Raw genomic sequence first — 26,545 nt, forward strand, 5'->3', positions numbered from 1 at the left:
GGTCGGTGGGGTTCGTGCGGCGCGTCTCAGTGTCCGGAGCCGAGCCGGTGCAGGGTGGCGAGGACGTCGTCGAGCCAGGCGAGCGTCATCCGCTCGTACGCGATGCCGCCGCGCAGCACGACGTGCTGGAGTTCCCGTCCGGCGTCGGGCGGGCCGTCGGCCGCGCCGGGTGCCCCGGCGCCCGGGAAGTCGCGTTCCTCTCCGGCGAGGTACTGCGCGAGGCGTTCCGCGTGCGCCTGCCGGTGTCGCTCGACCTCGCGGATCAGCGCGGCGGGGTCGTCGAAGGCCGCGCCCCGGATCTTCACCGCGAGGTCGTGCCGGAGGCTCTCGGGTTCGACGGGCCGGTGCAGCCAGGCGGACAGGGCGCTCCGGCCGAGGTCCGCGACGGAGTACTCCTTCTTGTCCGGGCGGCCCTGCTGCGGCACGTCCCGGACGTCGACCCATCCGTCGCTCTCCATCCGCTTGAGCACGCGGTAGATCTGCTGATGACTGGCCGTCCAGAAGTACCCGATGGACCGCTCGAAGCGCCGGGCCAGCTCATAGCCGGACCCGGGCTGCTCCAGCAGGGACACGAGAATCGCGTGTTCGATCGCCACACCCGGAATCCTTCTATGCAACTCGTTGCATAGACAAGGGGGAGCGGCCGGATGAGACACGGCTCACCGCGGGAAGGACCCGGTCGCTAAGGCGCGACCTCCGCGCGCCGTCCTCGCCGGAGCATCGCCAGACGGCTCGCCGTACGGTCCAGGTCGCGCAGGAGGCCGGAGTCCTCGGACAGTCCGGCCAGCGGGTCGGCGCCGATCAGGAAGAGGCGTATGTCGCGGTCGCAGCAGACGTCCACCAGGTTGGCCAAGCGCCGGCGCCCGTCCGCCGTGCACGAGGCGAGCGGGGGGACGCCGTCCAGGACGAGGGTGTCGAACCGTTCGGCGAGGGCGAGGTAGTCGGGCACCGCGGTGGTGGCCTCGCACAGGGCGTCGAAACCGAACCACACCAGACCGGCGCGGGCCGCCTTGGCGGGCAGCTCGCGACGGTGCGCGGGCACGAGGACGGCCTCGCCGGGCTGCGGCGCGTCCGGTCCCGGCTCGGCCGGCAGGGCCTCGTCCCCCTCCGCCGGGACGCCTCCTTCCGCGAGGTGGGGCCCGTCCGTCAGGCAGGCCCCTTCGGCGAACCTCCGTGAGCCGTGGGCCGGCGCGGGCAGGCGCCGGAAGTCCGTCGGCCCGGACACGTCGAGGACGTCCATCCGCTCCTCGATCCGCTGGATGGTGGGCTCGAAGAGATGGTGGTGGAGGGGGTCGGGCATCAGGCCGGCGGGCGGGTAGTTGGAGGTGGTGACGAGGGTGACCTGGCGGTCGAGGAGCGTCCGGAAGAGCCGGGCGACGAGCATCGCGTCGCCCGCGTCGTGGGCGTGGAACTCGTCGAAGACCAGGAGCCGACAGTCGCCGAGCAGTTCGTCCACCGCGCGGTCCACGGCGCTGTTCCCGCCGTCGCGGGCCTGGCTCTCTCGCGCCACGCCGTCGTGCAGGGCGCGGAAGAAGTCGTGGAAGTGCAGCCGCTTCTTGCGATGGAGCGGCAGGCCGTCGTAGAAGGTGTCCACGAGCCAGCTCTTGCCGCGCCCGACCGGGCCCCACACGTAGAGGTTGCGGGGCGAGGGACGGGAGCAGCGGAACAGGCCACCGGCTCCGGCCAGTTCACCGGCCAGCAGGGCGAGCCGCTCGACGGCCCGTTCCTGGGCCGGGGAGAGAGTGAAACCCCGCTGTTCCGCAGCCTGCTGGAGGTGGCGGCGCATGGCCTCGTGCTGCTCGCGTGTCTTCTGATTCACGCGCGGGGACACTAGCACCGGCCATGAACACGCCTGTCACCGAGGTGCGTTCGGCCGCGGTCCCCCCGTCAGTAGCGTTCGGCGGCGTAGGTGAGCATCTTGTCCATCGCGTAGCGGGCGTGGTCGAGCCGGCCGGCCCGTGCCAGCGCCTCCACGTAGTCGAGCAGGGCGGCGCACTGGAGGTCGCCGATCAGCCCGTGGCCGGCGATCGGGGGGTGTTCGGGCACGGGCGACCTCGATTCTCCTGCGGCTCCGGCCCTTCGACGCACGGTTCGTCTCCACGGAACCCGCCGGGCGCCGCCCCGGCAAGGCGAAGGGGCCGACCGGGTGATGCGGCGCCCACGGGCGGGACCGGAGCCGTCGGGAGGGCGGCTGGGTGATCGCCGTCAGCGGTCGAGGGGCCGGTGGGCCGTCTCGGGCAGCCGCAGGTACACGGCGGAGGAGACGAGGCAGAGGGCCGCCACGTACCAGGGGAAGAGCCCGGGGAGGTCCAGTTCCTTGAAGAGCGTCCCGACGTACGGGGCCGTGCCGCCGAAGACGGCGACGGTGAGCGAGTACGGGAAGCCGATCCCGGCCGCTCGCACCCGGGCCGGGAACAGTTCGGCGTTCACGGCGGCCGAGATCGAGGTGAAGCCGGTCAGGAGCACCATGCCCGCGCACTGCACGAGCAGGAGGGAGAGGAACGAGCCGTCGAGCGCGCGGAGCAGGGGCACGCCGAGGGCGGCGAAGCCGATCCCGAAGAAGAGCAGGGACGGTTTGCGGCCGAAGCGGTCGGAGAGCAGGCCGCCGACCGGCTGCAGCAGCGCGAAGAACGCCAGGGACAGCGTCCCGGCGAGCAGCGCGTCGGCCTTGTCGAGGCCGGTGTTGAGCACCGCGTACGTCGGCAGGTAGGAGGTCCACGTGTAGTACGCGAGGGTGCCGCCGGCGGTGATGCCGCAGATCAGCAGCGAGGCTCGGGGGTGGTGGCGCAGCGCGTCGAAGAGCCCCGGGCGGGGCGCCTCCCGCTGGGCGGCGCTCCGGGTCTCCTCCGCGCCGCGGCGGATCCAGAACCCGGCGAGGCTGAGGAGCGCGCCGAGCAGGAAGGGGACGCGCCAGCCCCAACCGTTCATCCGGTCCTCGCCGAGCGTGCCGACGAGCAGGGCTGCGATGCCGGACGCGGCGAGCTGCCCGGCGGAGGTGGACACGTACTGGAAGGAGGAGAACAGGCCGCGCCGGCCGGGTCCCGCCGACTCGACGAGGAAGGTGGTCGAGGCCGCGAACTCCCCTCCCACGGAAAGGCCTTGCAGCAACCGGGCGACGACGAGGACGACCGGGGCGAGGACACCGGCGGTGGCGTACGTCGGGGTCAGGCCGACCAGCAGACTGCTGCCGCCCATGAGCAGGATGGTGACGGTGAGGGCGGTCCGCCGGCCGCGGCGGTCCGCGACGGCGCCCATGAGCAGCCCGCCGACCGGCCGCATGAAGAAGCCGACGGCGAAGACGGCGAAGGTGGAGAGGAGCGGGACGAGGGAGTTGCCGGACCCCGGGGGAAAGATCTGGTGGGCGAGGTAGACGGCGAGGAAGGTGTACGCGTACCAGTCGTACCACTCGACGGCGTTGCCGACGGAGGCGGCGAGGAGCTGCCGTAACGGGCGCGGGGGCGCGAGCGGAGGAAGCAGTTCTGTCATGATCACGACCTGCCCCGCCGTCGCCCTCCTTACGCGGGTACGCGGGTACGCGGGTACGCCGCAGTCGGCGGTCGCCCGTGGTCGGTTCCTGCTCGCCCGTCCCCGTCAGTCCACCGGCCAGGTGTGGGCCGGTGCGTTCAGATGCATGTACGCGACGTACTGCTCCGTCATCCTCCGCAGGGCCTCGTGCCGGTCCACATGCCCGTGGTCCTGGAGGTGATGGACCGTCTCCGCCTGCCACACCGCGCCGTTGCGGCCGGTGACGCACCGCTGCTCGATGACGCCGAGGAGCGGTTCCCGCCGGGCCGCGTCCAGGCCCATCCGCTCCAGGCCCCGGTCCGCCAGCGGCAGCAGGCGCCGCAGCACCAGCTCCGTCACCGGGACCTCGCCCGCCCCCGGCCAGTACAGCTGCGCGTCGATGCCGTGCCGCGCGGCGGTGTGCAGGTTCTCCTCCGCCGCCGCGAAGGACATCCGCGACCAGACCGGCCGGTCCTCGTCGACCAGGGCGCGGACCAGGCCGTAGTAGAAGGCGCCGTTCGACAGCACGTCCGCCACCGTGGGGCCCGCGGGCAGGACCCGGTTCTCCACGCGGAGGTGGGGGACGCCGTCGGCCACGTCATACACGGGCCGGTTCCAGCGGTAGACCGTCCCGTTGTGCAGGGTGAGTTCGGAGAGCGCGGGGGTTCCGCCGCGCGCGAGCGTCTCCTCGGGGTCCTCGTCGTCACAGAGCGGCAGCAGGGCGGGGAAGTACCGCGCGTTCTCCTCGAAGAGGTCGAAGACGGAGGTGATCCAGCGCTCCCCGAACCACACCCGCGGCCGGACCCCCTGCACCTTGATCTCGTCCGGCCGGGTGTCGGTGGCCTGCTCGAACAGCGGGACGCGCGTCTCGCGCCACAGCTCCTTGCCGAACAGGAACGGCGAGTTCGCCGCCAGCGCGACCTGCACGCCCGCCACGGCCTGGGCGGCGTTCCAGTACGCGGCGAACTCGTCCGGCGCGACCTGCAGATGGAACTGCGTGCTGGTGCACGCCGCCTCCGGCGTGATCGTCTCGGCGTAGGTCCGCAGCCGCTCCACACCGTCCACCGAGATGAGCAGGTCCTCGCCCCGGGCGGCGAAGATCTGCTCGTTCAGCAGGTGGTAGCGGGGATTCTCGGACAGCGAGTCGGGTCCCGTGTCCTTCAGCTCCAGCGTCGGCAGGATCCCGATCATGACCAGGTGCGCGCCGATCGCCGCCGCCTTCTCCTCGGCGTGGTTCAGCGCGCCGCGGATCTCCCGTTCCCAGGAGTCGGGACCGCCCGCAGCCAGCCGCCGGGGCTCGATGTTGATCTCCAGGTTGAACCGGCCGAGCTCGGTCGACCAGGAGGGATCCGAGACGGCCGCCAGGACGTCCGGGCCGCGCATGGCGGGCTCGGCGGCGCCGTCCACGAGGTTCAGTTCGATCTCGAGACCCACCTGCGGCCGCTCGAAGTCGAAGCGCGCCTCGCGCAGCATCCGCGCGAACACGTCCAGGCAGGTGTGCATCTTGTTCCGGAACCGGCGACGGTCTTCACGGGTGAACTCCAGCGCCGGGACATCACGTCCCATCGGTCCCTCCGGGTCTCGGCGGCACGGACCCCCACCCCTCAGCGTCCCACTCCGGGGGCCGGGCAACCACCGAAGCCCGGCCCGGCGCCCTCGTATCTCCTCGCGTCGCGCCTGGTCCCGCGCCCGGACCAGGCGCTTCCGGGGCAGGTCCGGGGGGCCCCGGCTCCGGACCCGGCCCTTCCGTGGCTGGTCCGGGGGCGGTCCCCGCCTCCGATCCTCCGGCTGCCACCCGCCCCCCGGCCGCCCCGGCGTAGGCTTCGCCGGAAGGGACGCTGTGGGGCCCGGTCCGGACCGGGCGGGGCAGGACGGGGGCGGGGCGATGACGGCCGGTACGGAACGGACGGCGGACACGGCGGGGGCGACGGGCACGCCACGGACCTGGGGCTCGGCCCTCGACTCGGTCGTGGTGTACGCGCAGGGCGCGCTCTGCCGCCGGCTGGCCCGGGGCACCGTGCCGTCCGACGGCCGGGTACGGGTGACCGGGCTCCCCCGCACCCTCGATCCCGGCTCGCTCCGGGCCCGGGTCCTCGGCGCCTCCGGCGCGCGGGTGACCGAAGCCCGGATCGAGGTCGGGGCCGAGCCGCTCGACACGGACGACGGTACGCGCGACGCCCTGCGGCACGAGGTGGAGCGCCTGCGCGACGAGGCGGCGGCCGCGCGGGGCCGCCGGGACCGGCAACTGGGCCTCATCACCGAGGTCGGCGGGCTGCACCCGGTGGCCCCGGCCCGCAAGCGCGACGACCCGCACCGTCGCACCCCGGTCGACGCCTGGCTGGAACTCGCCTCGTTCGTCGACGCCCGCCTGACCGCGCTGCACAGCCGCCTCGACGCGCTCGAAGAGGCGCTGGAGCAGGCCGATCACGCGTTCGCCGTCGCCTCCGACCGGCTGTCCCGCGCTTCCGGCGACACTCCGTCGGCACACGTGGAGACGACGGTCTCCGCGGTCCTCACCCTCGTCGGCGGATCCGCCGACGAGGAGGTCGAGGTGGAAGTGGAGTACGGCGTCCCGGGCGCCGTCTGGGTCCCCGCGTACCGTCTCACCCACCGTCAGGGCGACGGCACCGGACGGCTGGTGCTGCGCGCCTCCGTCGCCCAGCGCACCGGCGAGGACTGGACCGGGGTACGCCTCGCCCTGGCCACCGCCGACCTCCGGCGCCGCACCGATCTGCCGAAGCTCCGCTCGATCAGGATCGGCCGACGTCAGGAAGCCCCCGCGCCGTCGGGCTGGCGCGAGCCTCCGACCGGCCTCGCCGACCTCTTCACGGGGTACGAGACGGTCGGCCCCCGGCCCCTTCCCGCAGGCGCCCGCGCGCCCGGCGGCAGCGTCGGCGCCGCGAGCGCCGCCCAGGACTCGTACCCGCCGCCGCCCCCGCCGACGGGGCTCCCTGTTCCCGGTGGCGCGTACGGTTCCGCCCCCGAACCCTTCGGCGGTGCGGCACCGCCCGCCACCACCCGCGCCCGCCGCTCCGCACCCTCGGCACCCAGGGGCTTCGGGGAGCCGCCGCCGGCCCTCGCCGCAGCCGCTCCCGCTCCGCCCGGCGCCATGCCGGTGCCGCCGCCCCCGCCGCCGGTTCCCGGTCCGCCGCAGCCGAGCGGGGACGACCTCGACTACGCCTCCCTCGTTCTGTGCGGCCCCGACGGGCCGGGCGAGCGCCGGGGACGGCTGTTCCCCGGGACGGGCTTCGACGCGGTGGCCGCCGAGTACCGCCGCCGCGCCGAGACGGTGGCCTCGCTGCCGCTGCCCGGACACGCCGTGCGCCCGCGCGAGTCGGCCGGTTCCTTCGACCACCGCTTCGACGCCGTCGCCCGCGTCGACGTCCCCTCGGACGGTACCTGGCACACCGTCACCGTCGCGGAGATCCCGGTCGGCCTGCGCACCGAGTACGTCTGCGCGCCCTCCGTGGAACAGACCGTGTACGCGACGCTCGTGCTCTCCAACGCCACGGGCCAGGCTCTCCTCGCGGGTCCGGTCGAGGTCACCGTCGACGACGAGTTCCTGCTGACCGCCGCGCTGCCGACGCTCGCCCCCGGCGGCGTCAGCCGGGTGGGGCTCGGGCCGGCCGAGGGCATCCGGGTCACCCGTCGCGCGAACCTGCGCGAGTCCACCGCCGGCCTGCGCAACAACGTGACCGTGCTCGACCACCAGGTCCACGTGGAACTGGCCAACGGGCTCGCGGGGCCCGTCGGCGTCGAGGTCCGCGAGCGTGTGCCGGTCACCTCCGATCCGGACGTCCGGATCGAGGAGGACGCCGACTGGACCGCTCCGGAGGACGGCGCCGGTCCCGAACAGCACGCCCCGGGCACCCGCGTCTGGCGGGTCGAGCTGCCCGCCGGCGCCACCACCGTCCTCGACGGCCGTTACGAGATCCGCATCCCGGCCGGCAAAGCCCTGGTCGGCGGCAACCGCAGGAGCTGAGACACCATGTCCACGGCCACGAAGACCGTCCCCGTCACCCCCCTCCCCGTCACCGCCGTCACCTGCCTCGAGGACCGCGCCCACATCGAGCGCGTCGTCGTCCTCGACCTGGCGGCCGGGGTCCAGCGGCTGCGCCTCGGGCCGATCGGCGCGACCGCCGTCGACCGTACGCTCCACGCCGAACCGGCCTCGGGCCCTCCGGCCACAGTGCTCGACGCCCGGATCGTCCGCGCGTGGACGCCGCGCGGTCCGCGTCCCCCGGCCGACGAGGACTCGGCCCTGCGCCACCGCGTCCACGCCCTGGAGGAGGAGCGGGGCGGCCTGGAACAGGGCCGCGACCGGCTCCACACCCGGCTCGACCTGCTCGGCCGCCTCAGCACCGACCTGCTCCGGGAGATCCGCGAGGGCGCCGGTCACGGCGAGTCCGAGGGAGCCCGCTGGGCCACCGAACTGGACCGGGTCGACGCCGAGCGCGAGACCTACGGCGAACGGCTCCGCACCGTCGACGCCCGGCTCGACTCGCTCGCCGAGGAACTCGCCGAGGTCCGGCGGGTCATGGAGCTGGCCGAGGAGGAGCCCGCCGAGCTGGTGGCCCACGTCGAGCTGACCTTGGACGTCTCCGCCGCCGGACCGGTCGGGCTGCGGCTGAGCCATCTCACCCCGTGCGCCCTGTGGCGTCCCGCCTACCGGGCCGTGCTCGACGGGGACGCCCTGACCCTGGAGACCGACGCGGTCGTCTGGCAGCGCACCGGCGAGGACTGGTCCGACGTACGCCTGACCCTGTCGACGGCCCGCTCGGCGCTGGCCACCGATCCCCCGCGCCTCGGTGAGGACCGGCTGACGCTCAAGGACCGCACGGCGGCGGAGCGCCGTACCGTCGACGTGGAGCTGCGCGAGGAGGAGATCGGAACGCTCGGCCCCGCGGCCTCCGTGCTCGGTCTCCCCGGGGTCGACGACGGCGGCGAGACCCGCGTGCTGCACTCCCCCACGCCCGTCTCGGTGCCCTCCGACGGCCGCGCCCACCGGGTGCCGCTGTCCGCGTTCACCACCGTCACGAGCAGCGAGTACGGCTGCTCACCCGAGCTGTCCCCGCTGGTCACCCAGGTGGTGCGGTTCGACAACCGGTCGGGGCACGCACTGCTCGCCGGCCCCGTGGACCTGGTCAGGGGCAGCGGCTTCAGCGGCCGGGGCACCCTGGACTTCACCGCGCCCGGCGCCCCCGCCGAGCTCGCCTTCGGCAGCGGCGACGACCACCGGGTGGTCCGGCGCACCGAGGAGTCCCGCGACACGACCGGGCTGACGCAGCGGACCGTGGTCACGCGCACGGTCCGGCTGCACGTGTCCCGGTTCTCCGCTCCCGGGGAGCGCGAGGCCCGCACGGTCGTGCTGCGGGAGCGGATCCCGGTCTCCGAGGTGTCGGCGGTGGAGGTACGGCTGCGCAAGGAGGCCTGCTCTCCGGCGCCCGACGCGGTCGACGCCGAGGGCATCGTCCGCTGGGACGTCACCCTCCCGCCGGGCGGCCGCCGTACGGTCACGCTGGTCTACGAGCTGACGGCGAGCGCCAAGGTCGCCGGGCTCTGAGGTCGCCCGGATGTGAGACCGGCCGGGCTCCGAGGACGCCGGTGCTCCGAGGGCGCGGGCCTCTGAGGGCGCCGGTACTCCGAGGTCCGCCGAATTTCTGAGGTCCGCAGGTGCTCCGAGGTCCGCCGGAGTTCTGGGGGTGCCGGTACTCCGAGGTCCGGCGCCGCCCGCTCCCGCGTCCGGGGGTGACTCACCGTCGCCTTGTGCTGCCTCCGCGTGTTCTCTCCGCTGTGCGGTCCGCCGTGAGCGACCATACGGACGCCGCGTCGCGCGCCCGACACCGAAGACGCTGCCGCCACCGGCTGCGCCACCGGTGGCGCAGCCGGTGCCGGGAGGGCGGCCGGCGGACGGAACCACCGCGACAGGAAGAAGGACGGACGTGTCCGGCAGCGAGAGCGAGAACCCGGCAATCCCTTCCCCCACCCCCACGGAGACCCGGCCCAGGACGAACCGCGACTGGTGGCCCAACCAGCTGGACCTCCAGGTGCTCCACCAGCACTCGCCCCTGTCCGACCCCATGGACGAGGACTTCGACTACGCGGCGGAGTTCACGAGCCTGGACGTCGAGGCCCTGAAGCGCGACGTCTTCGAGGTGATGACGGCTTCGCAGGACTGGTGGCCCGCCGACTACGGCCACTACGGGCCGCTGTTCATCCGGATGAGCTGGCACGCGGCGGGCACGTACCGCATCGAGGACGGGCGGGGCGGCGGCGGCTCCGGCGCGCAGCGTTTCGCCCCGCTCAACAGCTGGCCGGACAACGCCAGCCTCGACAAGGCCCGCCGTCTCCTCTGGCCGGTGAAGCAGAAGTACGGCCGGAAGATCTCCTGGGCCGATCTCCTGGTGTTCGCGGGCAACTGCGCGATGGAATCCATGGGGTTCAAGACCTTCGGCTTCGGGTTCGGCCGGCCGGACATCTGGGAGCCCCAGGAGGTCTTCTGGGGCCCCGAGGACACCTGGCTCGGTGACGAGCGGTACAGCGGCGACCGCGACCTGACCGGCCCGTTCGGCGCCGTGCAGATGGGCCTGATCTACGTCAACCCCGAGGGCCCGAACGGAAATCCGGATCCGGTCGCCGCCGCCCGGGACATCCGCGAGACCTTCGGGCGGATGGCCATGAACGACGAGGAGACGGTCGCGCTCATCATCGGCGGCCACACCTTCGGCAAGTGTCACGGCGCGGTCGCCCCCTCCTGCATCGGTCCGGAGCCGGAGGCCGCCCCCATCGAGCAGCAGGCCATCGGCTGGCGGAACACCTGCGGCAGCGGCAAGGGCGCCGACGCTCTCACCAGCGGCCTCGAAGGCGCGTGGACCTCCGAGCCGACGAAGTGGGACAACGGCTACCTCGACAACCTGTTCCGCTACGACTGGGAGCTGACGACCAGCCCGGCCGGCGCCCAGCAGTGGACCCCCACGGACGCCTCGGCCCAGGGCACCGTGCCCGACGCCCACGACCCGTCGAAGCGGCATGCCCCGATGATGCTGACGACGGACCTCTCGCTGAAGCTGGACCCGGTCTACGGTCCGATCGCCAAGGGCTTCCACGAGAACCCGGAACGGCTCGCGGACGCGTTCGCCAGGGCCTGGTACAAGCTGCTGCACCGTGACATGGGTCCCCTGTCGCGCTACCTCGGCCCGTGGATCCCCGAGCCCCAACTGTGGCAGGACCCGGTCCCCGAGGTCGACCACCCGACGGTCGGGGACGCCGAGGTCACCGCGCTCAAGAGCGCGGTCCTGTCCTCGGGGCTCTCGCTGTCCCAGCTGGTCACCACCGCCTGGGCGGCGGCGGCGAGTTTCCGGGGCACCGACAAGCGCGGCGGGGCCAACGGGGCCCGTCTCCGGCTCGCGCCGCAGAAGGACTGGGAGGTCAACGCCCTGCCCGAGGTGGCCCGGACCGTGGAGACCCTGGACCGGCTGCGCCAGGAGTTCGACGACGCGCAGTCCGGCGGGATGCGGATCTCGCTCGCCGACATGATCGTCCTGGGCGGCTGCGCGGCTGTCGAGCAGGCGGCGCGGAACGCCGGGCACGCCCTCACCGTCCCGTTCTCCCCCGGCCGTACGGACGCCTCCCAGGAACAGACCGACGTCGAGTCCTTCGCCGTGCTCGAACCCCGGGCGGACGGCTTCCGCAACTACCTCAGGGCGGGCGAGAAGCTCTCGCCGGAGACCCTGCTGCTGGACCGGGCGAACCTGCTGACGCTCACCGCCCCGGAGATGACGGTCCTGGTCGGCGGCATGCGGGTCCTGGACACCGGTCACGCCGGGTCCCGGCACGGCCTGTTCACCGACCGGCCGGGGGCGCTGACGAACGACTTCTTCGTGAACCTGCTGGACATGGGCACGGAGTGGAAGCCGGCGAAGGCGACCGAGAACGTCTACGAGGGCCGGGACCGCGCCACGGGCGAGGTCCGCTGGACGGCCACGGCCGCCGACCTCGTCTTCGGCTCGCACTCCCAGCTGCGGGCCCTGTCGGAGGTGTACGGGTCGGGCGACGCGGGAGAGAAGTTCGTCCGCGACTTCGTGGCGGCGTGGGACAAGGTCATGAACCTCGACCGGTTCGACCTCGCCTGAGAGAGCGGCGCTCGCAACGGAGAGCGCCGGCTCGGTCGGAGAGCACCGCTCGCGATGAGGACCGTCGCCCCGGTCCGAGAGCACCGCTCACAACGGGGTCTGTCGCCCCGGTCCGAGAGCGCCGCTCTCGACCGAGGCCACCGCGCTGGTCCGTGAGCGGTGCTCCGGCCTGTGAGCGGCGCTCTGACCCAAGAGCGGGGCCCCCGGTCCGAGAGCAGTGCCCCGGCCGGCCGCATGCCGGCGGCCGGGGCCCCGGCGTCACCCGGTCACGTGCTCATGAGCTCACGACGTGACGGACCCCCGCTCGTGCGGAATCCTCTCCCCCGCCTCGACGGCCACGGGGAGCCGGTTCTCGGCCGGCGGCAGCGGGCAGGTCGCGAAGTCCGTGTAGGCGCAGGGCAGGTTGGTCGCGCGGTTGAAGTCGAGCTGCACGGTGCCGTCGGGCCCCGGGGCGTCGATCCGGAGGGAGCGGTTGGCGGCGTAGGTGGTGACGCCCGAGGTGGCGTCGGTGAAGAGGACGGTGAACCCGCCGGGCGTGTACCCGTTGAAAGCCGTCAGGCTCAGCTCCCGCCCGTCGAGCCGGAACTCGATCTGCCCGGGGGCGTCGTACACGTGCTTCAGGCCCTCGACGCTCGCGCCGACGGTGGTCGGCCGCGGTTCGGCGAAGGGTACGTACCGGCCGGTGACCGCCCAGCGCGGATCGGGCGCGTACGCGGGCGTTCCGGCGAAGGCGACCCGCAGCGGATGCCCGGGGTGCCGGGGCCGGACCACGTCGTGGCCGCCGCGCCTGGCGACCTCGATCACGGCGTCGCCCCAGACGGCGTCGACACTGCCGTGCTCGGCGGCGAGCCGAGCGTCCTTGTCCCGGTGCCACTCCTCCCACTCCTCGGTGAACCGGTCGGTCACGGCGGGGGGCTCGGGGGTGTTGGGGATGCTCATGGGTCCTCCGGGTGTGGTGCACGCGCGTGTGGACGCGTGGCGTGGGATCACTGCACGGGGAGGCCGCTCGCGCCGAAGACGACGACGGGTCCGTACGGAGGTTCCGCACGGGTCCGCCCGAGGGGCGCGCTCAAGGTGTGACGGGGACACGGTGGTCGCGTGGGCGACGGCCGGCTGCCGGGACGAGGGCCTCGGTGTCAGCCGGAACAGGACGTGGTCGTGACGCGCACGTAGTCCACGTGCCGACGCGTCACGAGCAGGGTCATGCGACCAGCAAAGCACAACTCCCGAACCGCCGTGCGGTGTTCTTCCCCAATGAACGATCCCCTAGACGCCGTCGTTCGGGTCCGGCGTCCTGGCCGTGCGGCGGAAGGCGGTCCGGTAGGCGCTCGGGCGGTGGCCCGTGTGCCGGGCGAAGAGCGTGGCGAAGGTGCCGGGGTCCTGGTAGCCCACGGCGGCGGCGACCGCGGCGACCGTGCGGTCGGTGGTCTCCAGGAGGTGGCGGGCGCGGCGGACCCGGGAGGCCTGCAGATGGGCCAGCGGACTGTGTCCGGTCTCTTCGCCGAAGCGGCGCAGCAGGGTGCGGGTGCTGACCCGGAAGGCGTCGGCGAGCGCGGCGAGGTCGTACCGTTCGGCGAGGTTCTGGTCGAGCCGCCGCATGACCCGCTGGGAGAACTCCCGGCCCGGCTGCGGGAGCAGTCGCGGGTCGACGTACGGGGTCTGGGAGGTCCGGGCGTCGTCGACGAGCGTCAGTCGTGCGGTGGTGCGCGCCACCCCGGCTCCGCTGTGGCGGCGGATCAGGTCCATCGCGAAGTCGTACATGGCGCTGAAGGCGGCCGTGGTCGTCACGCCCGTGTCGGTGACGACCAGGTGCTCGGGCCGTACGTCGGCCTCCGGGCAGCGCCTGGCCAGTTCGCCCGCGTGCAGCCAGGAGGTGGTGGCCCGGCGCCGGTCGAGGAGCCCGGCCTCGGCAAGCAGGAAGGCGCCGACGCAGAGGGAGACGACGGCGGTGCCGGCGGCGGCCTGCGCGCGGATCGCCGCGATCTCGGGGGCGAGCCGGGCCAGCCGTTCGTCGAGGTCCGCGTTCAGGCGCAGTTCGAAGCCGGGGACGACGAGGACGTCGACCTCGCGCAGGGGGCGTACGTCGAGGACCGCGCCGCCCGAGGCGACGACCCGACGGCGGGGCGAGACGACCGTCACCCCGTAGCCGGGCGCGTCCGGTCCGGCGATGTGTCCGGCCATCGTCAACAGGTCGGGGACACCGAACACTTCGGAGGCGAAGCACTCCGGATAGGCCAGGATCCCGATCCGCAGCGCACCCGCGTCGGCGTCCGCGCGTACGGCGTCCTCCCCGGCGCTCTCCCCCGTGTGCCGTGTCGTCTCCGCCATCGCCCGCCGCCTCCCGCTCCCCCGGCCCCGAGCCCGTACCGCTCGCGCGCCCTCGCCTGCTTCGGCTGCCCCCGCGTGGCGAGATTACCCCCGACCAAGGCGATCCCGCCCCTCACGCGATCACCGCCCGCAGGTCCAGGCTGGCCGCATGCGAGACGACGATCCGATCGACGACTTCAGCCGCCGGAACATGACCGTGGAGGGGGTGGAGAAGACGGTGTACGTGGCCGGGGCCGGGCCCGCCGTCGTGGTGCTGCCCGAGATGCCGGGCATCAGTCCCGACGTCCTGCGGCTGGCACGCTGGGTGCGGGACGCGGGCTTCACCGTCCATGTGCCGTCCCTGTTCGGGACGGACGGCGCCTTCCCCACGGTTGACGGCGGCCAGGAGGTCATCCGCCGCGCCTGCGTCAGCGCCGAGTTCCGCGCCTTCGCCGGGGGCGGCACCAGTCCGGTGACGCTCTGGCTGCGCGGCCTGGCGCGTCAGGCCCACGCCGCGTGCGGCGGGCCCGGGGTGGGTGCGATCGGCCTGTGCTTCACCGGCAACTTCGCCCTCACCATGGCCCTGGAGCCGTCGGTGATCGCGCCGGTCGTCAACCACCCGTCACTGCCGCTGGACGACCCCGGCGGACTCGAACTCGACGAGGCGGACGCCCGTGCGGTGCGCGACCGGCTCGCCCGCGACGGACTCACCGTCCTCGCCTACCGCTTCGAGGGCGACCGCTGGTGCACGGGACAGCGCTTCGCGGCCTACCGCGCACTGCTCGGCGAGGCCTTCGACGGGCGCGTCCTCCCGGACGGCGCCGCCAACCCGGCCCCGCCGCCCTTCTTCCGCGAGATGGTCGGCACCCCGCACAGCGTCGTCACCGCCCACCTCGTCGACGAGGCGGGCCATCCCACGGTCCGGGCCCGCGACGAGATCCTGGCCTTCCTCGCCGACCGCCTGCACCCGCACGGGAACCCCGGACCGCAGCGGGAACCGGCCTAACGGCCCTGGAGGGCCTTGACGTTGTCGCCGAAGGTCCAGTTCTTCGACCCGTCCCAGTTCGCCGACCAGGTCATCAGGCCCTTGAGCGCGCCGCCGTAGTGGTTCCAGGCCTGGGCGACCGCGGAGGGCGCCATGTAGCCGCCGCCCGCGCCCGGCTGGGCGGGGAGGCCGGGGACCTGCTTGTCGTACGGCACCCGGATGGTGGTGCCCTGGATCACGAGACCCTTGTTCAGGCAGTCGGTCTGCGCGACGAAACCGGCGACGGTACCGGCGGAGTAGGAGTCGCCCGAGCAGCCGTACATGCTGCCGTTGTAGTACTGCATGTTGAGCCACCACAGGCGGCCGTTGTCCGCGTACTTCTTGACGATGGGCAGGTACGCGCCCCAGATCGAGCCGTAGGCCACGCTGCCCCCGGTGACGTACGCGGTCTCCGGGGCCATCGTGAGTCCGAAGCCTGCGGGCATGCGGGCGAGGACTCCGTCGATGATGTGCACCAGGTTGGCCTGGGAGGTGGAGAGGGTGCCGATGCTGCCACTGCCGACGAGGCCGGTCTCGATGTCGATGTCGATGCCGTCGAAGTTGTACGTCTGCAGGATCGGGACGACGGTGGCGATGAACCGGTCGGCGACGGCGCGGGAGCTGAGGTCGATCCCGGCGGCGGCGCCGCCGATCGACAGCAGGAGGGTCGCGCCGGCGGCCTTGGCCCGGCACATCTCCGCCGGGGTGGCGACCCGGACGGTGCTGTCCATGCCGTCCTCCCACAGCACCGTGCCGTCCGAACGGATCACGGGGAAGGCGGCGTTGATGACGTTGTAGCCGTGGGCGGCGAAGCGCGGGTCGTCGATGGGCGCCCAACCGAAGGGCGGGTGGACGCCGTTGGCCGCGCCGTCCCAGTTCTCCCAGTACCCCTGGAGCACCTTCCCGGCGGGCTTGGGCTTGAGGGCGCAGGTCTCCGAGGCGGACGCGGACGACACGGAGTCCGGGGAAGAGGCGGAAGCGGGGGTGGGAGAGGCGGGGGTGGCGAAGGCCGGGGCGGCGAGGGCGGCTGCCGCGAGCAGGGTGGCGAGACCCGCTCCGAGGACACGGGGGATCCGGAGGCCAGACATGCGTGCTCCTGGGGACGTGGGGGGATGGTCCTAGGCATGGCGCGCGTTCCAGCAGACCGTAAGTTGGTCCAGACCTTTCGTCAACCACCCCGGAGCGCCCTTGTCCCCGCCGGACGACCCCACGGCGGACGGGCAACAAAAAGGCAAGGACGTCTGGGACTCCCTGCCACTATCAAGATATAGCGCAAGGGGGGCCTTGCGGCAAGGCCCCCGTCGTGGGTCAGAATCTGCGGGCAAAGCCACTACCTGCGATGTTCATCGATTCGCGGACTATGTGCCCTTGCGGACCATACGACTTCTCGAACGGGGCTTTTCTCATGATCGACGTGATCATCGCCGGTGGCGGACCGACCGGTCTGATGCTGGCCGGTGAACTGCGGCTGCACGGCGTGGAGGTGCTGGTCGTCGAGAAGGAGGCGGAGCCGACCGTGCAGTCCCGCGCCCAGGGCCTGCACGTGCGCAGCATCGAGGTGATGGATCAGCGCGGCCTCCTGGAGCGCTTCCTCGCCCTCGGCCGGCAGATCCGGGCGGGCGGCTTCTTCGCCGGGCTCGCCCCCGCGTGGCCCGAGCGGATGGACACGGCGCACTCGTACGTCCTGGCCATCCCCCAGGCCGACACCGAGCGTCTGCTCGGCGAGCACGCCGTCGAGGCGGGCGCCGAGATCCGCCGCGGCTGCGAGCTGGCCGGGCTGAGCCAGGACGCCGACGGGGTGACCGTCGAACTGGCCGACGGCACGCACCTGCGCGCGCGGTACCTCGTCGGCTGCGACGGCGGCCGCAGCACCGTGCGCAAGCTGCTCGGCGTCGCCTTCCCCGGCGAGCCCTCCCGGGTCGAGACCCTGCTCGGCGAGATGGAGCTCGACGTCACGCCGGAGGAGCTCAACGCCGTGATCGCCGAGGTCCGCAAGACCCAGCAGCGGTTCGGTGCCATGCCGCTGGCGGACGGGGTGTACCGGGTCATCGTGCCCGCCGAGGGCGTGGCCGAGGAGCGTGGCGCCACACCGACGCTCGACGAGTTCCGCGAGCAGCTGCGGGCCTTCGCCGGAACCGACTTCGGCGCGCACTCACCGCGCTGGCTCTCCCGTTTCGGCGACGCCACCCGGCAGGCCGAGCACTACCGCGTCGACCGGGTGCTGCTCGCGGGCGACGCCGCGCACATCCACCCGCCGACCGGCGGGCAGGGGCTCAACCTCGGCATCCAGGACGCGTTCAACCTCGGCTGGAAGCTCGCCGCCGAGGTGGCCGGCTGGGCGCCCGAGGGACTCCTCGACACCTACGAGTCCGAGCGCCACCCGGTCGCCGCCGACGTGCTCGACAACACGCGCGCGCAGATCCAGCTGATGTCGACGGAACCGGGCCCCCAGGCCGTACGCCGTCTCCTCACGGAACTGGTGAACATCGAGGAGGTGAACCGGTACCTGATCGAGAAGATCACCGCCATCGCCGTCCGTTACGACATGGGCGAGGGCCACGAACTCCTCGGCCGGCGCCTGCGGGACGTGGAACTGAAGGGTGGCCACCTCTACGGGATGACGCACGCCGGGCGCGGACTGCTCCTGGACCAGACGGGCCGCCTCTCGGTGGCGGGCTGGGAGGACCGGGTCGACCACGTCGTCGACGTCAGCGGGGAACTGGACGCACCGGCGGTCCTGCTGCGCCCGGACGGCCACGTGGCATGGGTCGGCGAGGACCAGGAGGACCTGGCGGCGCACCTGCCCCGGTGGTTCGGAGACGCCCGCACCGCGTGACACCGGGTCCGCCGGTACGCCCGGCCCGGGGACGCGGGCCGGGCGGGGTCCGGCAGAGCCGATGCCGTGCCACTGCGGCTGCGGCTGCGGCTGCGGCTGCGGCTGCGGCTGAGTGAGCGTCAGGCCGTGTGCAGCGTCAGCCCGTAGCGGCCCAGGATCTCGTTCACCGGCTGGAACCACGTCTCGCCGCCGGTCGAGCAGTTGCCCCATCCGCCGGAGGTGACGCCCTGCGCCTGGTCCCCGCTGATGAAGGCACCGCCGGAGTCGCCGCCCTCGGCGCACACGCTGGTCTTCGTCATCTGGTACACGGCGCCCTGGCTGTAGTTGACGGTCTCGTTCTTCGCGAGGACCGTGCCGCAGTGCCAGTGCGTCGTGGAACCGGAGCGGCACACCGACGTGCCCACCGGGGCCTCGGCGGAGCCGCGGACGAGCCGGTCCGGGATCGTGCCCCAGCCGAGCACCACCGGGACCGTCCACCAGCCGCTGTGGATGCTCACGTACGCGTAGTCGTTGCCGGGGAACGAGGAGCCCTGGAAGGTGCCCATCGCGGAGCCGTCCCAGCCGCGTACGGCCGCACCGGCGCCGCCGCAGTGCCCGGCGATGACGAAGCCGCCGTGCACGGAGAAGCCGATGGAGCAGCGGACGTTGCCGGTGTAGTAGGGATCTCCGCCGACGGTTCCGGCGGCGTACGTACGGGGCGCGGCGGACGTCTCGGCCACCGTCACGGGTCCGACGGCGCGGGCCTTCTCGACGAAGGCACGGACGGCGGGTGTGGAGCGCTCGGAGCCGACCACGGTCACGACGACGCTGTTGGCGCGGGGGTCGACGTGCCAACCGGCGATTCCGGCGGGGGCGGTGAGGGCGTCGAGTCGGCCCTTGGCGCGGTCGAGCGCGCCCGCACCGTACCGGACGAGCCGGGTGTCGGCGCCGAGCGCGCGGACCTCGGCCTCCTCCGTACGGTCGGTGAGGGCGACGACGAGGCGTCCGGTGCCGGGGTCGAACCAGGAGCCGCCGTACGAGCCGCCCGCTGCTGTGCGCACTGCGGACTCCACGCGCGTCGCGACCCGTTCCGCGTCGAGTCGCGCTTCGGCCTGGCGTTCCGTCAGGCCGAGGTCCTGGCGCATGGCGTCGAGGAGTCCGTCCGAGGCGCGGGGTGCCCCGTCGGCGGGGGCGGCGCTCGCGGGCGCGGCCTGACCGGCACCGACCCCGGCGGTGAGCCCGAGCGTGAGTAAGAGGGCCGCGGCGGCGGTGCGGAGGGTGGGTATGCGTGTCACAGGGGCCTCCTAGTGGGGGGAACTGACTCTGAGAGCGCTCTCAGAACAGCGCTCCGGTCACGTTAGCGACCCACCACTTGTCAGGTCCATACCACGCACGGAGATTGACCGAAGGGCCGGACCCGTCGTTCGACGGGTCCGGCCCTTCGGTCGGTGGCGTCCGGTCAGACCCGGTCGGCCGCGATCAGGACGTACTGGAAGGAGCCGTCCTTGTACGACTCGATGAACGCCTCTTCGATGCCGGTGACCAGCGACGACGTGGCGCGCAGCTCCCAGTACGGCAGCGTGTCGGGCGTCAGGTCGATGACGGCCTGCGGGACCAGGCGGTTGTCGGCCATGGCGCGCAGGTACTCGCGGCGGGAGTGGATGTTGCACTCGAAGTGCGCGTTGATCTGGGAGACCCACTTCGAGGGCTGGCCGTAGCGCGGGTTCCAGCAGCCGGTGATGGTCACGTAGCGGCCGCCGACCTTGAGGAAGCGCGCGTGCTCGGCGAAGAGGTCGTCGAGGTCGACGTACATGGTCGACTCGTTGTTCCACGAGCCGGCGATGCTGCCCTTCTCGAAGGGCGTGTCGAGCATGTTGCAGACCTGGGCGCGGACGTGGTCGTCGATGCCCAGTTCCTTCGCGCGCCGGTTGCCGAAGTCGGCCTGCGTCGAGGAGAGGGTGACGCCCTCGACCTTGCAGCCGAAACGCTGGTGGGCCATGACGCTCGAACCGCCGCGGCCGCAGCCCGCGTCCACCAGCGTGTCGTCCCGGCCGATGGTGCCGAGGTTGTCCAGGAGGACCTCGGCCTGCGCGGACTCCAGCCGGTGCAGCTCGGCGATCAGCTTCTTCTCGTACTCGCTGTCCTCGGTGTCCCCGAGCGCGGCGTGGTCGACGGCGCCGATGCCGTAGTGGTGGTGGTAGAGGCCGTCCACATCACCGAGGCGTAGGTTCACCGGCCTGGCCTCGGCGTTCCAGTAGCGGGCGATGTCACCCTGGTACGGCGTCGCCGGGGACGGGACGAACGCGGAGGTACCGTTGAGAGTGGTGAACTCGGTGCTGGTCACAGATGATTCCGTTTCTTACCAGAAGTCGGGCAGGCTGTAGCGGTAGGTGTTGGTCTGGTGCCAGTAGTGGTTGCCGTCGACCCACACGGCGACTCCCCGCAGGAAGCGCAGCACGCTCGGGACGGGGCAGGCCTCGGCCAGGGCGGCGGCCTCGGCCTCGAAGTCGCGCATCAGGTCGTTGTGGACCTCGACGGCCTTCAGGTAGCCGTCCCGGTCGGAGAGGCCCTCCCGGTCGGCGAGCACCACGGGCAGGTTCAGATGGGTGCCGGGACTGGCGAGTTCCTTCGTGTACGAGTAGAGGTCGTTCACGATGGTGGTGGCGTTCCCGGCCAGGGCGAGGACGCGCTGCATGGCCGGCTGGGCGTGCAGGTCCGCGGGCAGTTCGTAGCCGCCGACGGTGTCCGTGATGGTGGGGCAGGGGCGGAAGTTGTTGAACTGGCGCATCGCCAGGTACTCCCACACCTCCGGCACGTAGTCGGTCTCGGACCAGGCCGCCTCCGCGAGGTAGCCCAGGTGGAGCCGGGCCATGTCGTGCCGGTAGCGGTCGGCCTGGGACGGGGTGGACTGCTGGACGAAGTACTCCATGGCGGAGCGGTACGCGCGGCGCGGGGCGTCGGCGTACAGCGATTCCGCCCACTGCGGCTGGTACTCCTTCGTCGTGTGCAGGGGGTCGAGGGCGGTGTGGGCGAGGAGCAGCCGCCCGCCGAGGCCGATGGGCGAACCGCCGTGGTCCTCGCAGTAGCAGTCGTCTACGGCGTTCTCGGCGACCATGAGGCGGGTGGCGATCATCAGGTGCTCGACAGTCGGGGCGTCCGGGTGGCAGGCCACCATGTAGCGCCCGACGTGGAAGCCGTCGAACTCGCCCTCCCAGTCGTCGGGGTAGAGCTGGACCTCGTCCAGGGCCCAGTCCTTGATCCTGCGGCTGACCTCGTCCACCCGTACCGGATCGGGCTCGGCGACGGGGTGGAAGTAGAGGCCCGGGATCGGCCGGCCCTGGACCGGGGCCGCGGGCGCCGGGGGTTCCGGTGCGACCGGCGGCTCCGGCCGCCTGGCCAGGGACAGGGCCGCCGTGCCCAGTCCGGTGGGACCGCTCAGGACCCACGCCGGGGCCGGGGCCTCCGGAGCGGGTACGCCGACGGCCGCGGCGGACGGGCGGGAGGGGGCGCCCGGCAGGGCGGGAGCGGCGGCCGGCGCGGCGGGGGCGGCGACCGGCGGGACCGGGGCCGCCGTCGCCGGGGTGGCGACGACGGCCCCCTCCCCCACGGGCGTCGCGGTGTGGAACTGGGCGAGCACGTGCGCCCCGAAGTGGGCCGCGGCGGAGGGCAGGCTCGACTGCAGAGGGGAAGGCCCGGGTTCGGGCATCCGTGACTCCTCGGTGAGATGGGTGGACTGTCCCGGACCCCGGGCGCTATCGGCCGGGGCCCGGGAGGATCCGGACCGTGACGGCCGCCGGGGCGGCCGCCGGGCGTCACCGCCGGGGCCGGCCGGGCCCCAGGGCGTGTCGTCACGGTCCCGCCGTCGCCCGGCGGGGCAGGCGGGAGTGGGACGACAGGCCCTAGTCGCGCCTGCGGGCGATCTGCACGTTCTCGAGCACGCCCAGCGCGTTGGGCACGAGGATGGCGGCGGAGTAGTACGTGGTGACGAGGTAGGACATGATCGCCTGCTCGCTGATGCCCATGAAGCGGACCGAGAGGCCGGGCTCGTACTCCTCCGGGAGGCCGGTCTGACGCAGACCGATGACGCCCTGGTTGTCCTCGCCGAGACGCATCGCGAGGATCGAGGTGGTGTTCTCCTGGCTGATGGGGATCTTGTTGCAGGGGAGGATCGGCACCCCGCGCCAGCTCGGGACCCGGTGCCCGTCGAGGTCGACGGTGTCCGGGTAGAGGCCGCGGGCGTTCCACTCGCGCCCGATGGCCGCGATGGCCTTGGGGTGGGCGAGGAAGAGCTTGGTGCCGCGGCGGCGGCAGAGCAGCTCGTCGAGGTCGTCCGGGGTGGGCGGGCCGGAGTGGGTCTGGATCCGCTGCTTGAAGTCGGCGTTGTGGAGGAGGCCGAACTCGCGGTTGTTGACGAGCTCGTGCTCCTGGCGCTCGCGCAGCGCCTCGACGGTGAGCCTGAGCTGCTCCTCCGTCTGGTTCATCGGTCCGTTGTAGAGGTCGGCGACCCGGGTGTGGACCCGCAGGACGGTCTGGGCGACGGAGAGTTCGTACTCGCGCGGCTTGAGCTCGTAGTCGACGAAGGCGCCCGGCAGCGCGACCTCGCCGGTGTGGCCGGCCGACATCGCGATCTCGGCCTCGCCGTGGCGGTTCTGCCGCTGGAGGGGCAGCGAGCTGAACTCCTCGAGGTGGGCCTGGAGGGCCGGCGCCGAGGCCTGGACGGCGGCGAACTCGGCGCGGGAGAGGGTGAGCAGCGTGCCCGCGGTCTCGGCGGTGGCGGTGTAGTCCCATCGGGCGTCGGCGTCCAGAAGGGCGTTCTCACCGAAGCGGTCGCCGTCGGCGAGGACGGACACGGCGACCTCGTCGCCGTACTTGCCGACCGAGGTCTGGTTGATGCGGCCGTGGGCGATCAGGTAGATCTCGTCGGCGGGCGTGCCGCGCTCGACGAGCACCTCTCCGGCGCTGAAGTCGCGCTGGACGCAGCGGCCGGCCAGGACGTTCAGCACCTCCTCGTCCTCGAAGCCGCGCAGCAGGGCGAGTTCGCCGAGCTCGCGGGGGATCACACGGACGTGGGCGCCGTCCTGGACGAACTCGATGCGCCCGTCCCCGACGGTGTAGCTGAGTCGGCGGTTGACCCGGTAGGCGCCACCCTTGGTCTCCACCCAGGGGAGCATCCGCAGCAGCCAGCGGGAGCTGATCTCCTGCATCTGGGGGGCGGACTTGGTCGTGGTGGCGAGGTTCCGGGCAGCCGCGGTGCTCAGGCTGGACTGCTTCGGCGCTTCCAGCTGTGCGTCCGGGCTCGTGTCAACGCTCATGGGGCGGGCTCTCCTTGGGAGGGGGGTGTTGACCGGCGCATGACTGTGCCGATCGGAATGAGGAGAAAGGGGGAGGAATCTCTGGGAATCCGTCCAGATCCCGGGGAACAGTAACGGGCGGTGACCGCCGGGTACTCCATCAGATCGAGGGCATTACCTCGATTCGGGGATCTTGGTCCGTAGGAGGTTTAAGTGCGCGAACAGCGGTATTCGGTCGGCCTGGCCGAGAGCCCTCTGATGCGCGGAGGCGGGCCGCGCGTTCGCGCACGTACGGATCCGGCCGCCCCTCCATGGAGGGGCGGCCGGATCAGGTGGGTGGGGCTCCGGGCGGCACCCGGCGGCGGAGCCCCGAATGTCGGGTCAGCGGGCGACGCGGGGAAGCCCGGTGACGCTCATGACCAGGGAGTAGAGCGAGCTCGTGGCCGTGATGAACAGGCGGTTGTTCTTCGGCCCGCCGAAGGCGATGTTGGAGACCGGTTCGGGGACCCGCAGCCGGCCGATCAGGGTGCCGTCGGGGTCGTAGCAGTGGACGCCGTCCTCCAGAGCGGCCGCCCACAGCCGGCCCCGGTCGTCGAAGCGGATGTTGTCGAAGCCGCCCTGGGCGCGCTCGGCGAACACCGTGCCGTCGGAGAGGGTGCCGTCCTCGCGCACGTCGAAGGCACGGATCCGGCGGCCGCGGGTGTCGGCGACGTACAACTGCCGTTCGTCGGGCGAGAAGACGATGCCGTTGGGGCCGCCGAAGCCGTCGGCGACGCGGCGGACCTCGGTGGTGACCGGGTCGATGCGGTAGACGTCGCAGCTGCCGATCTCGCTCTCGGCGCGGTGGCCCTCGTAGTCGCTGGTGATGCCGAAGTCCGGGTCGGTGAACCAGACCGAGCCGTCGGAGCGGACGACCGCGTCGTTCGGGCTGTTGAAGCGCTTGCCCTCGAAGCGGTCGGCGAGGACGGTCACGCGCCCGTCGTGCTCGGTGCGGGTCACCCGCCGGTTCCCCTGTTCACAGCTGATCAGCCGGCCCTCGCGGTCGAGGGTGTTGCCGTTGACGTGTCCGGCCGGACTGCGGAACTCGCCGACCGCCCCCGTGACCTCGTCCCAGCGGAGCAGGCGGTCGTTGGGGATGTCGCTCCAGATCAGCTGCCGCCAGGCGGGGAGGTAGAGCGGCCCTTCGGCCCAGCGGCAGCCCCTGTGGAGCCGTTCGAGACGCGCGTCCCCGAAGGCGCAGCGTCCGGTGCGGAAGCGCTCGTCCAGAATCACATACGGATCGACGTCGATTTCGCCGGTCATGACCCACCCCTGCCCTCGATCTACTGAATGAAATTCGAAACGATCTCAGTATGACAGGACAGGGTATGGTTCCGGCATGGGAATGACGGACGGGATACTCGACAGCACGGACCGGGCGCTCGTCGCGGAGCTCCAGCGGGACGCCGCGCAGGCGTACACCGCGCTGGGCCGGGCGGTCGGCCTGTCGGCCGGAGCGGCGCACGAGCGGGTGCGGAAGCTGCGGGAGCGCGGCGTGATCCGGCGGACCACCGTGGAGGTCGACCCGGCCGCGCTCGGGCGGGACGTCCTGGCCTTCGTCATGGTCGACTCGACCGCCTGGATGGGGGATTCGGCGGAGGCCTTCGCCGCCATCCCCGAGATCCAGGAGGCGCACGTCATCGCGGGCAGCGCCTCGGTCCTGGTCAAGGTCCGTACCGCCACCACGGTCCAACTCCAGGACGTGCTGCGGCGGTTGTACGCGATCGAGGGCGTGAGCGGCACCCAGGCGACGGTGTCCCTGGAGACCTTCTTCGAGCGGCCGGTCTCCGCTCTCTGACCGTTCCCGGCCGGTCCCGTTCGCTCGTCAGGCGGGCGCGCCGCTCTCCAGGATGCCCTTGAGCGTCCGCTCGTCCCTCGGCATCTCCTTGCGCACGTGCGGCCGGACGACCAGGGGGACGATGGCCTTGCCGATGCCGTGCCCCTCGAAGTCGAGGGAGAGTGTCACGCGGGAGCGCTCGCCGTCGTCCAGCGGCACGATCGTGCCCTGGATGTCGCCGCGCACCGGTCCGTCGATGCCGTGCACGTGCCAGTACCGCGGCGGGTCGAGTTCGATGACCTGCATGGTAGCGGTGAACTCCCGCCGTCCGAGCTTCCGGGTGACGGCGACCTTGGAGCCGACCGCCAGGGGTTCGTTCCCGATCCTGCGGACCGAGACGGCGCTCTCCTGCCACTCGGGCAGATGCGTCGGGTCGGTCACGTAGGAGAAGACCTCCGTCGGCCGCCGGGAGATGTCGATGGTTTCCGTGATGACAGGCATGATGCCCTCTTCGTCCCACAGGAGTCCCGGCCGGTACGTGTTCCTCGGCGCGTCCCTCGAAGCGTTCCCCGACGCGGGGCTCGTTGGCGCTTCGTACAAATGGTCCCACGGACGGGGAGGCCCCGGCAATGGCGGACGGGCCCGGCGGACGGGGGCGTCACGGGATCTGAGTAGCGGTACTCATGCCCTGCCCCGCCGGCGGCGGGACCATGGCGCCAGGTCGGGGAATCGGCGTGGAGGGGGCGGCATGAGCAAGGTCGTGGGCGTGTTCGTGGCCGCGGGGCTCGCGGTGGGCGCACTGGTGCTGGCGTACGCGGTGGGGGTGCCGCCCGGGACCGTACTGGCCGTGGGAGCGGGCACCCTCGGCCTGCTCTGGCTACTGCTCCTGCTGACGGCCCCGTGGAATCTGTACTTCCGCGCCCACGCGGTGCTGGCCGAGATCACGGTCAGCCGGGAGAAGGGCATCGCCGTCGCCGGGGAGCGGGACGGTGAGGCGCGGCGCATCGCCCGTGTGATGCTGCGGGTCGCCGTGGCCGGGCACGTGGTGACGGCCGCGGTGGCGCTCGCCGTCGCCGCGGCGACCGGCCGTGCCGCGGGCTACTGGTTCGCCGGCTTCTTCCTCCTGAGCACGTTCTTCCGACCGGCGGGCTCGTACTTCGGGCAGCTGCGGCGCAGGCTCCGGGTGCTGCTGCGGGAAGTGACGTTCCCGCGCGACGACGTGGTGGCGCTGACCGCCCGGGTGGCGGCCCTGGAGAGCGGGGGCGCGGTGCTGGACGGCAAGGCGGACGAGCAGTACCGGGCCCTCGCGGAGCTGCGCCGCACCGTGGACGCCGTCGGGCTCTCCGCCCACGGGCGCGCCGACGAGACCGACCGGCGGATCGCGGCGCTCGCGAGGGAGTTCGAGGCGACGGTGAACCGGCTCACCGACAACGAGGAGATCATCACGGGCCTGAAGGCCTTCCTGAGACTGCTCCGGGCGACGGACTCGTCCGATGCCGCGTCCGTCGCGGGAGCGGGTGGCGGCGGCCCGGCGGCGCCCTGACCGGCGGCGCGCGTCCCTGAGAGGGCGTTAAGTCCGTTTCTGGTAGCGGCCTCGTCCGGGCTGGGTGAGGAAGCCTTGACGGGTGAGGCGTCCGAGGCGGCTGCGGGTGATGT

The 26,545-nt window shown here is 72.7% G+C and carries 21 protein-coding genes; 7 read left to right on the top strand and 14 right to left on the bottom strand.

What is annotated here, in order from left to right:
- Positions 1-26 precede the first annotated feature (26 nt).
- From ASD33_RS32315 to ASD33_RS32330, 5 genes are all read right to left on the bottom strand, one after another.
- Positions 27-596 (bottom strand): PadR family transcriptional regulator, encoded by a 570-nt coding sequence (locus ASD33_RS32315; RefSeq protein ID WP_056568829.1) that lies wholly within the window; start codon positions 594-596, stop codon positions 27-29.
- A gap of 86 nt (positions 597-682) precedes the next feature.
- On the bottom strand, positions 683-1,819 hold the full coding sequence (zapE, locus tag ASD33_RS32320; protein WP_242427209.1) for a cell division protein ZapE: 1,137 nt from the start codon (positions 1,817-1,819) through the stop codon (positions 683-685).
- A gap of 68 nt (positions 1,820-1,887) precedes the next feature.
- Entirely contained in the window at positions 1,888-2,046 is a 159-nt protein-coding gene (locus ASD33_RS35645) for a hypothetical protein (RefSeq protein ID WP_157870108.1), read from the bottom strand.
- 159 nt (positions 2,047-2,205) lie between these two features.
- Positions 2,206-3,486 carry an MFS transporter gene (locus ASD33_RS32325; protein ID WP_056569010.1) on the bottom strand — a complete coding sequence of 427 codons (1,281 nt, stop codon included), beginning with the start codon at positions 3,484-3,486 and terminating at the stop codon, positions 2,206-2,208.
- 105 nt (positions 3,487-3,591) lie between these two features.
- Positions 3,592-5,070 (bottom strand): glutamate-cysteine ligase family protein, encoded by a 1,479-nt coding sequence (locus ASD33_RS32330; protein ID WP_056568837.1) that lies wholly within the window; start codon positions 5,068-5,070, stop codon positions 3,592-3,594.
- 319 nt (positions 5,071-5,389) lie between these two features.
- On the opposite strand from ASD33_RS32330, the gene ASD33_RS32335 reads away from it, so the two are divergent.
- The 3 genes from ASD33_RS32335 (at position 5,390) to katG (ending at position 11,636) form a co-directional block, all read left to right on the top strand.
- Positions 5,390-7,486 (top strand): DUF4139 domain-containing protein, encoded by a 2,097-nt coding sequence (locus ASD33_RS32335; RefSeq protein ID WP_079045125.1) that lies wholly within the window; start codon positions 5,390-5,392, stop codon positions 7,484-7,486.
- Positions 7,487-7,492: 6 nt separating this feature from the next.
- Positions 7,493-9,067 carry a mucoidy inhibitor MuiA family protein gene (locus ASD33_RS32340; protein WP_056568840.1) on the top strand — a complete coding sequence of 525 codons (1,575 nt, stop codon included), beginning with the start codon at positions 7,493-7,495 and terminating at the stop codon, positions 9,065-9,067.
- A 379-nt stretch (positions 9,068-9,446) separates the two neighbouring features.
- The gene (gene katG / locus ASD33_RS32345) at positions 9,447-11,636 is read left to right on the top strand and encodes a catalase/peroxidase HPI (protein ID WP_056568845.1); all 2,190 of its coding nucleotides are present in this window, start codon (positions 9,447-9,449) and stop codon (positions 11,634-11,636) included.
- A gap of 282 nt (positions 11,637-11,918) precedes the next feature.
- On the opposite strand, the gene ASD33_RS32350 is transcribed toward katG, so the two are convergent.
- Together ASD33_RS32350 and ASD33_RS32355 are read right to left on the bottom strand one after the other, a co-directional pair.
- Positions 11,919-12,575 carry a DUF1684 domain-containing protein gene (locus tag ASD33_RS32350; protein WP_056568848.1) on the bottom strand — a complete coding sequence of 219 codons (657 nt, stop codon included), beginning with the start codon at positions 12,573-12,575 and terminating at the stop codon, positions 11,919-11,921.
- A gap of 327 nt (positions 12,576-12,902) precedes the next feature.
- A complete protein-coding gene (locus ASD33_RS32355; protein ID WP_079045126.1) occupies positions 12,903-13,964 on the bottom strand; it encodes a helix-turn-helix domain-containing protein in 1,062 nt (353 codons plus the stop codon).
- A gap of 148 nt (positions 13,965-14,112) precedes the next feature.
- Here ASD33_RS32355 and ASD33_RS32360 point away from each other — a divergent pair, with 148 nt between their 5' ends.
- Positions 14,113-14,949 carry a dienelactone hydrolase family protein gene (locus ASD33_RS32360; RefSeq protein WP_056568852.1) on the top strand — a complete coding sequence of 279 codons (837 nt, stop codon included), beginning with the start codon at positions 14,113-14,115 and terminating at the stop codon, positions 14,947-14,949.
- Here ASD33_RS32360 and ASD33_RS32365 read toward each other — a convergent pair.
- Complete coding sequence (locus ASD33_RS32365) at positions 14,946-16,055, bottom strand: chitinase (RefSeq protein WP_056568856.1); 1,110 nt, start codon at positions 16,053-16,055, stop codon at positions 14,946-14,948. The genes ASD33_RS32360 and ASD33_RS32365 overlap by 4 nt on opposite strands.
- A 317-nt stretch (positions 16,056-16,372) precedes the next feature.
- Here ASD33_RS32365 and rox point away from each other — a divergent pair, with 317 nt between their 5' ends.
- Entirely contained in the window at positions 16,373-17,803 is a 1,431-nt protein-coding gene (gene rox, locus ASD33_RS32370; RefSeq protein WP_056568859.1) for a rifampin monooxygenase, read from the top strand.
- A 119-nt stretch (positions 17,804-17,922) separates the two neighbouring features.
- Here rox and ASD33_RS32375 read toward each other — a convergent pair whose 3' ends face one another.
- The 5 genes from ASD33_RS32375 to ASD33_RS32395 all read right to left on the bottom strand — a co-directional run bounded on the left by ASD33_RS32375 (position 17,923) and on the right by ASD33_RS32395 (position 24,375).
- Positions 17,923-19,077 carry a S1 family peptidase gene (locus ASD33_RS32375; protein WP_056568862.1) on the bottom strand — a complete coding sequence of 385 codons (1,155 nt, stop codon included), beginning with the start codon at positions 19,075-19,077 and terminating at the stop codon, positions 17,923-17,925.
- Between the two features lie 164 nt (positions 19,078-19,241).
- Positions 19,242-20,126 (bottom strand): geranyl diphosphate 2-C-methyltransferase, encoded by an 885-nt coding sequence (locus ASD33_RS32380; protein ID WP_056568866.1) that lies wholly within the window; start codon positions 20,124-20,126, stop codon positions 19,242-19,244.
- A gap of 15 nt (positions 20,127-20,141) precedes the next feature.
- Positions 20,142-21,488, bottom strand: coding sequence for a family 2 encapsulin nanocompartment cargo protein terpene cyclase (locus tag ASD33_RS32385; protein WP_056568869.1), 1,347 nt, complete (start codon positions 21,486-21,488; stop codon positions 20,142-20,144).
- Between the two features lie 193 nt (positions 21,489-21,681).
- Positions 21,682-23,094: a family 2B encapsulin nanocompartment shell protein gene (locus tag ASD33_RS32390; RefSeq protein ID WP_056568872.1), complete on the bottom strand. Its 1,413-nt coding sequence runs from the start codon at positions 23,092-23,094 to the stop codon at positions 21,682-21,684.
- A 360-nt stretch (positions 23,095-23,454) separates the two neighbouring features.
- Positions 23,455-24,375: an SMP-30/gluconolactonase/LRE family protein gene (locus ASD33_RS32395; protein WP_056568876.1), complete on the bottom strand. Its 921-nt coding sequence runs from the start codon at positions 24,373-24,375 to the stop codon at positions 23,455-23,457.
- A gap of 76 nt (positions 24,376-24,451) precedes the next feature.
- On the opposite strand from ASD33_RS32395, the gene ASD33_RS32400 reads away from it, so the two are divergent.
- Positions 24,452-24,910, top strand: a complete 459-nt coding sequence (locus ASD33_RS32400) for an Lrp/AsnC family transcriptional regulator (RefSeq protein WP_242427210.1) — start codon at positions 24,452-24,454, stop codon at positions 24,908-24,910.
- A gap of 27 nt (positions 24,911-24,937) precedes the next feature.
- Here ASD33_RS32400 and ASD33_RS32405 read toward each other — a convergent pair whose 3' ends face one another.
- Positions 24,938-25,390: an SRPBCC family protein gene (locus ASD33_RS32405; RefSeq protein WP_056568882.1), complete on the bottom strand. Its 453-nt coding sequence runs from the start codon at positions 25,388-25,390 to the stop codon at positions 24,938-24,940.
- A 247-nt stretch (positions 25,391-25,637) separates the two neighbouring features.
- On the opposite strand from ASD33_RS32405, the gene ASD33_RS32410 reads away from it, so the two are divergent.
- Positions 25,638-26,432 (top strand): hypothetical protein, encoded by a 795-nt coding sequence (locus ASD33_RS32410; RefSeq protein WP_056568885.1) that lies wholly within the window; start codon positions 25,638-25,640, stop codon positions 26,430-26,432.
- Positions 26,433-26,545: the final 113 nt, after the last annotated feature.

This window comes from Streptomyces sp. Root1304 (assembly GCF_001426405.1).
Taxonomy (GTDB): domain Bacteria; phylum Actinomycetota; class Actinomycetes; order Streptomycetales; family Streptomycetaceae; genus Streptomyces.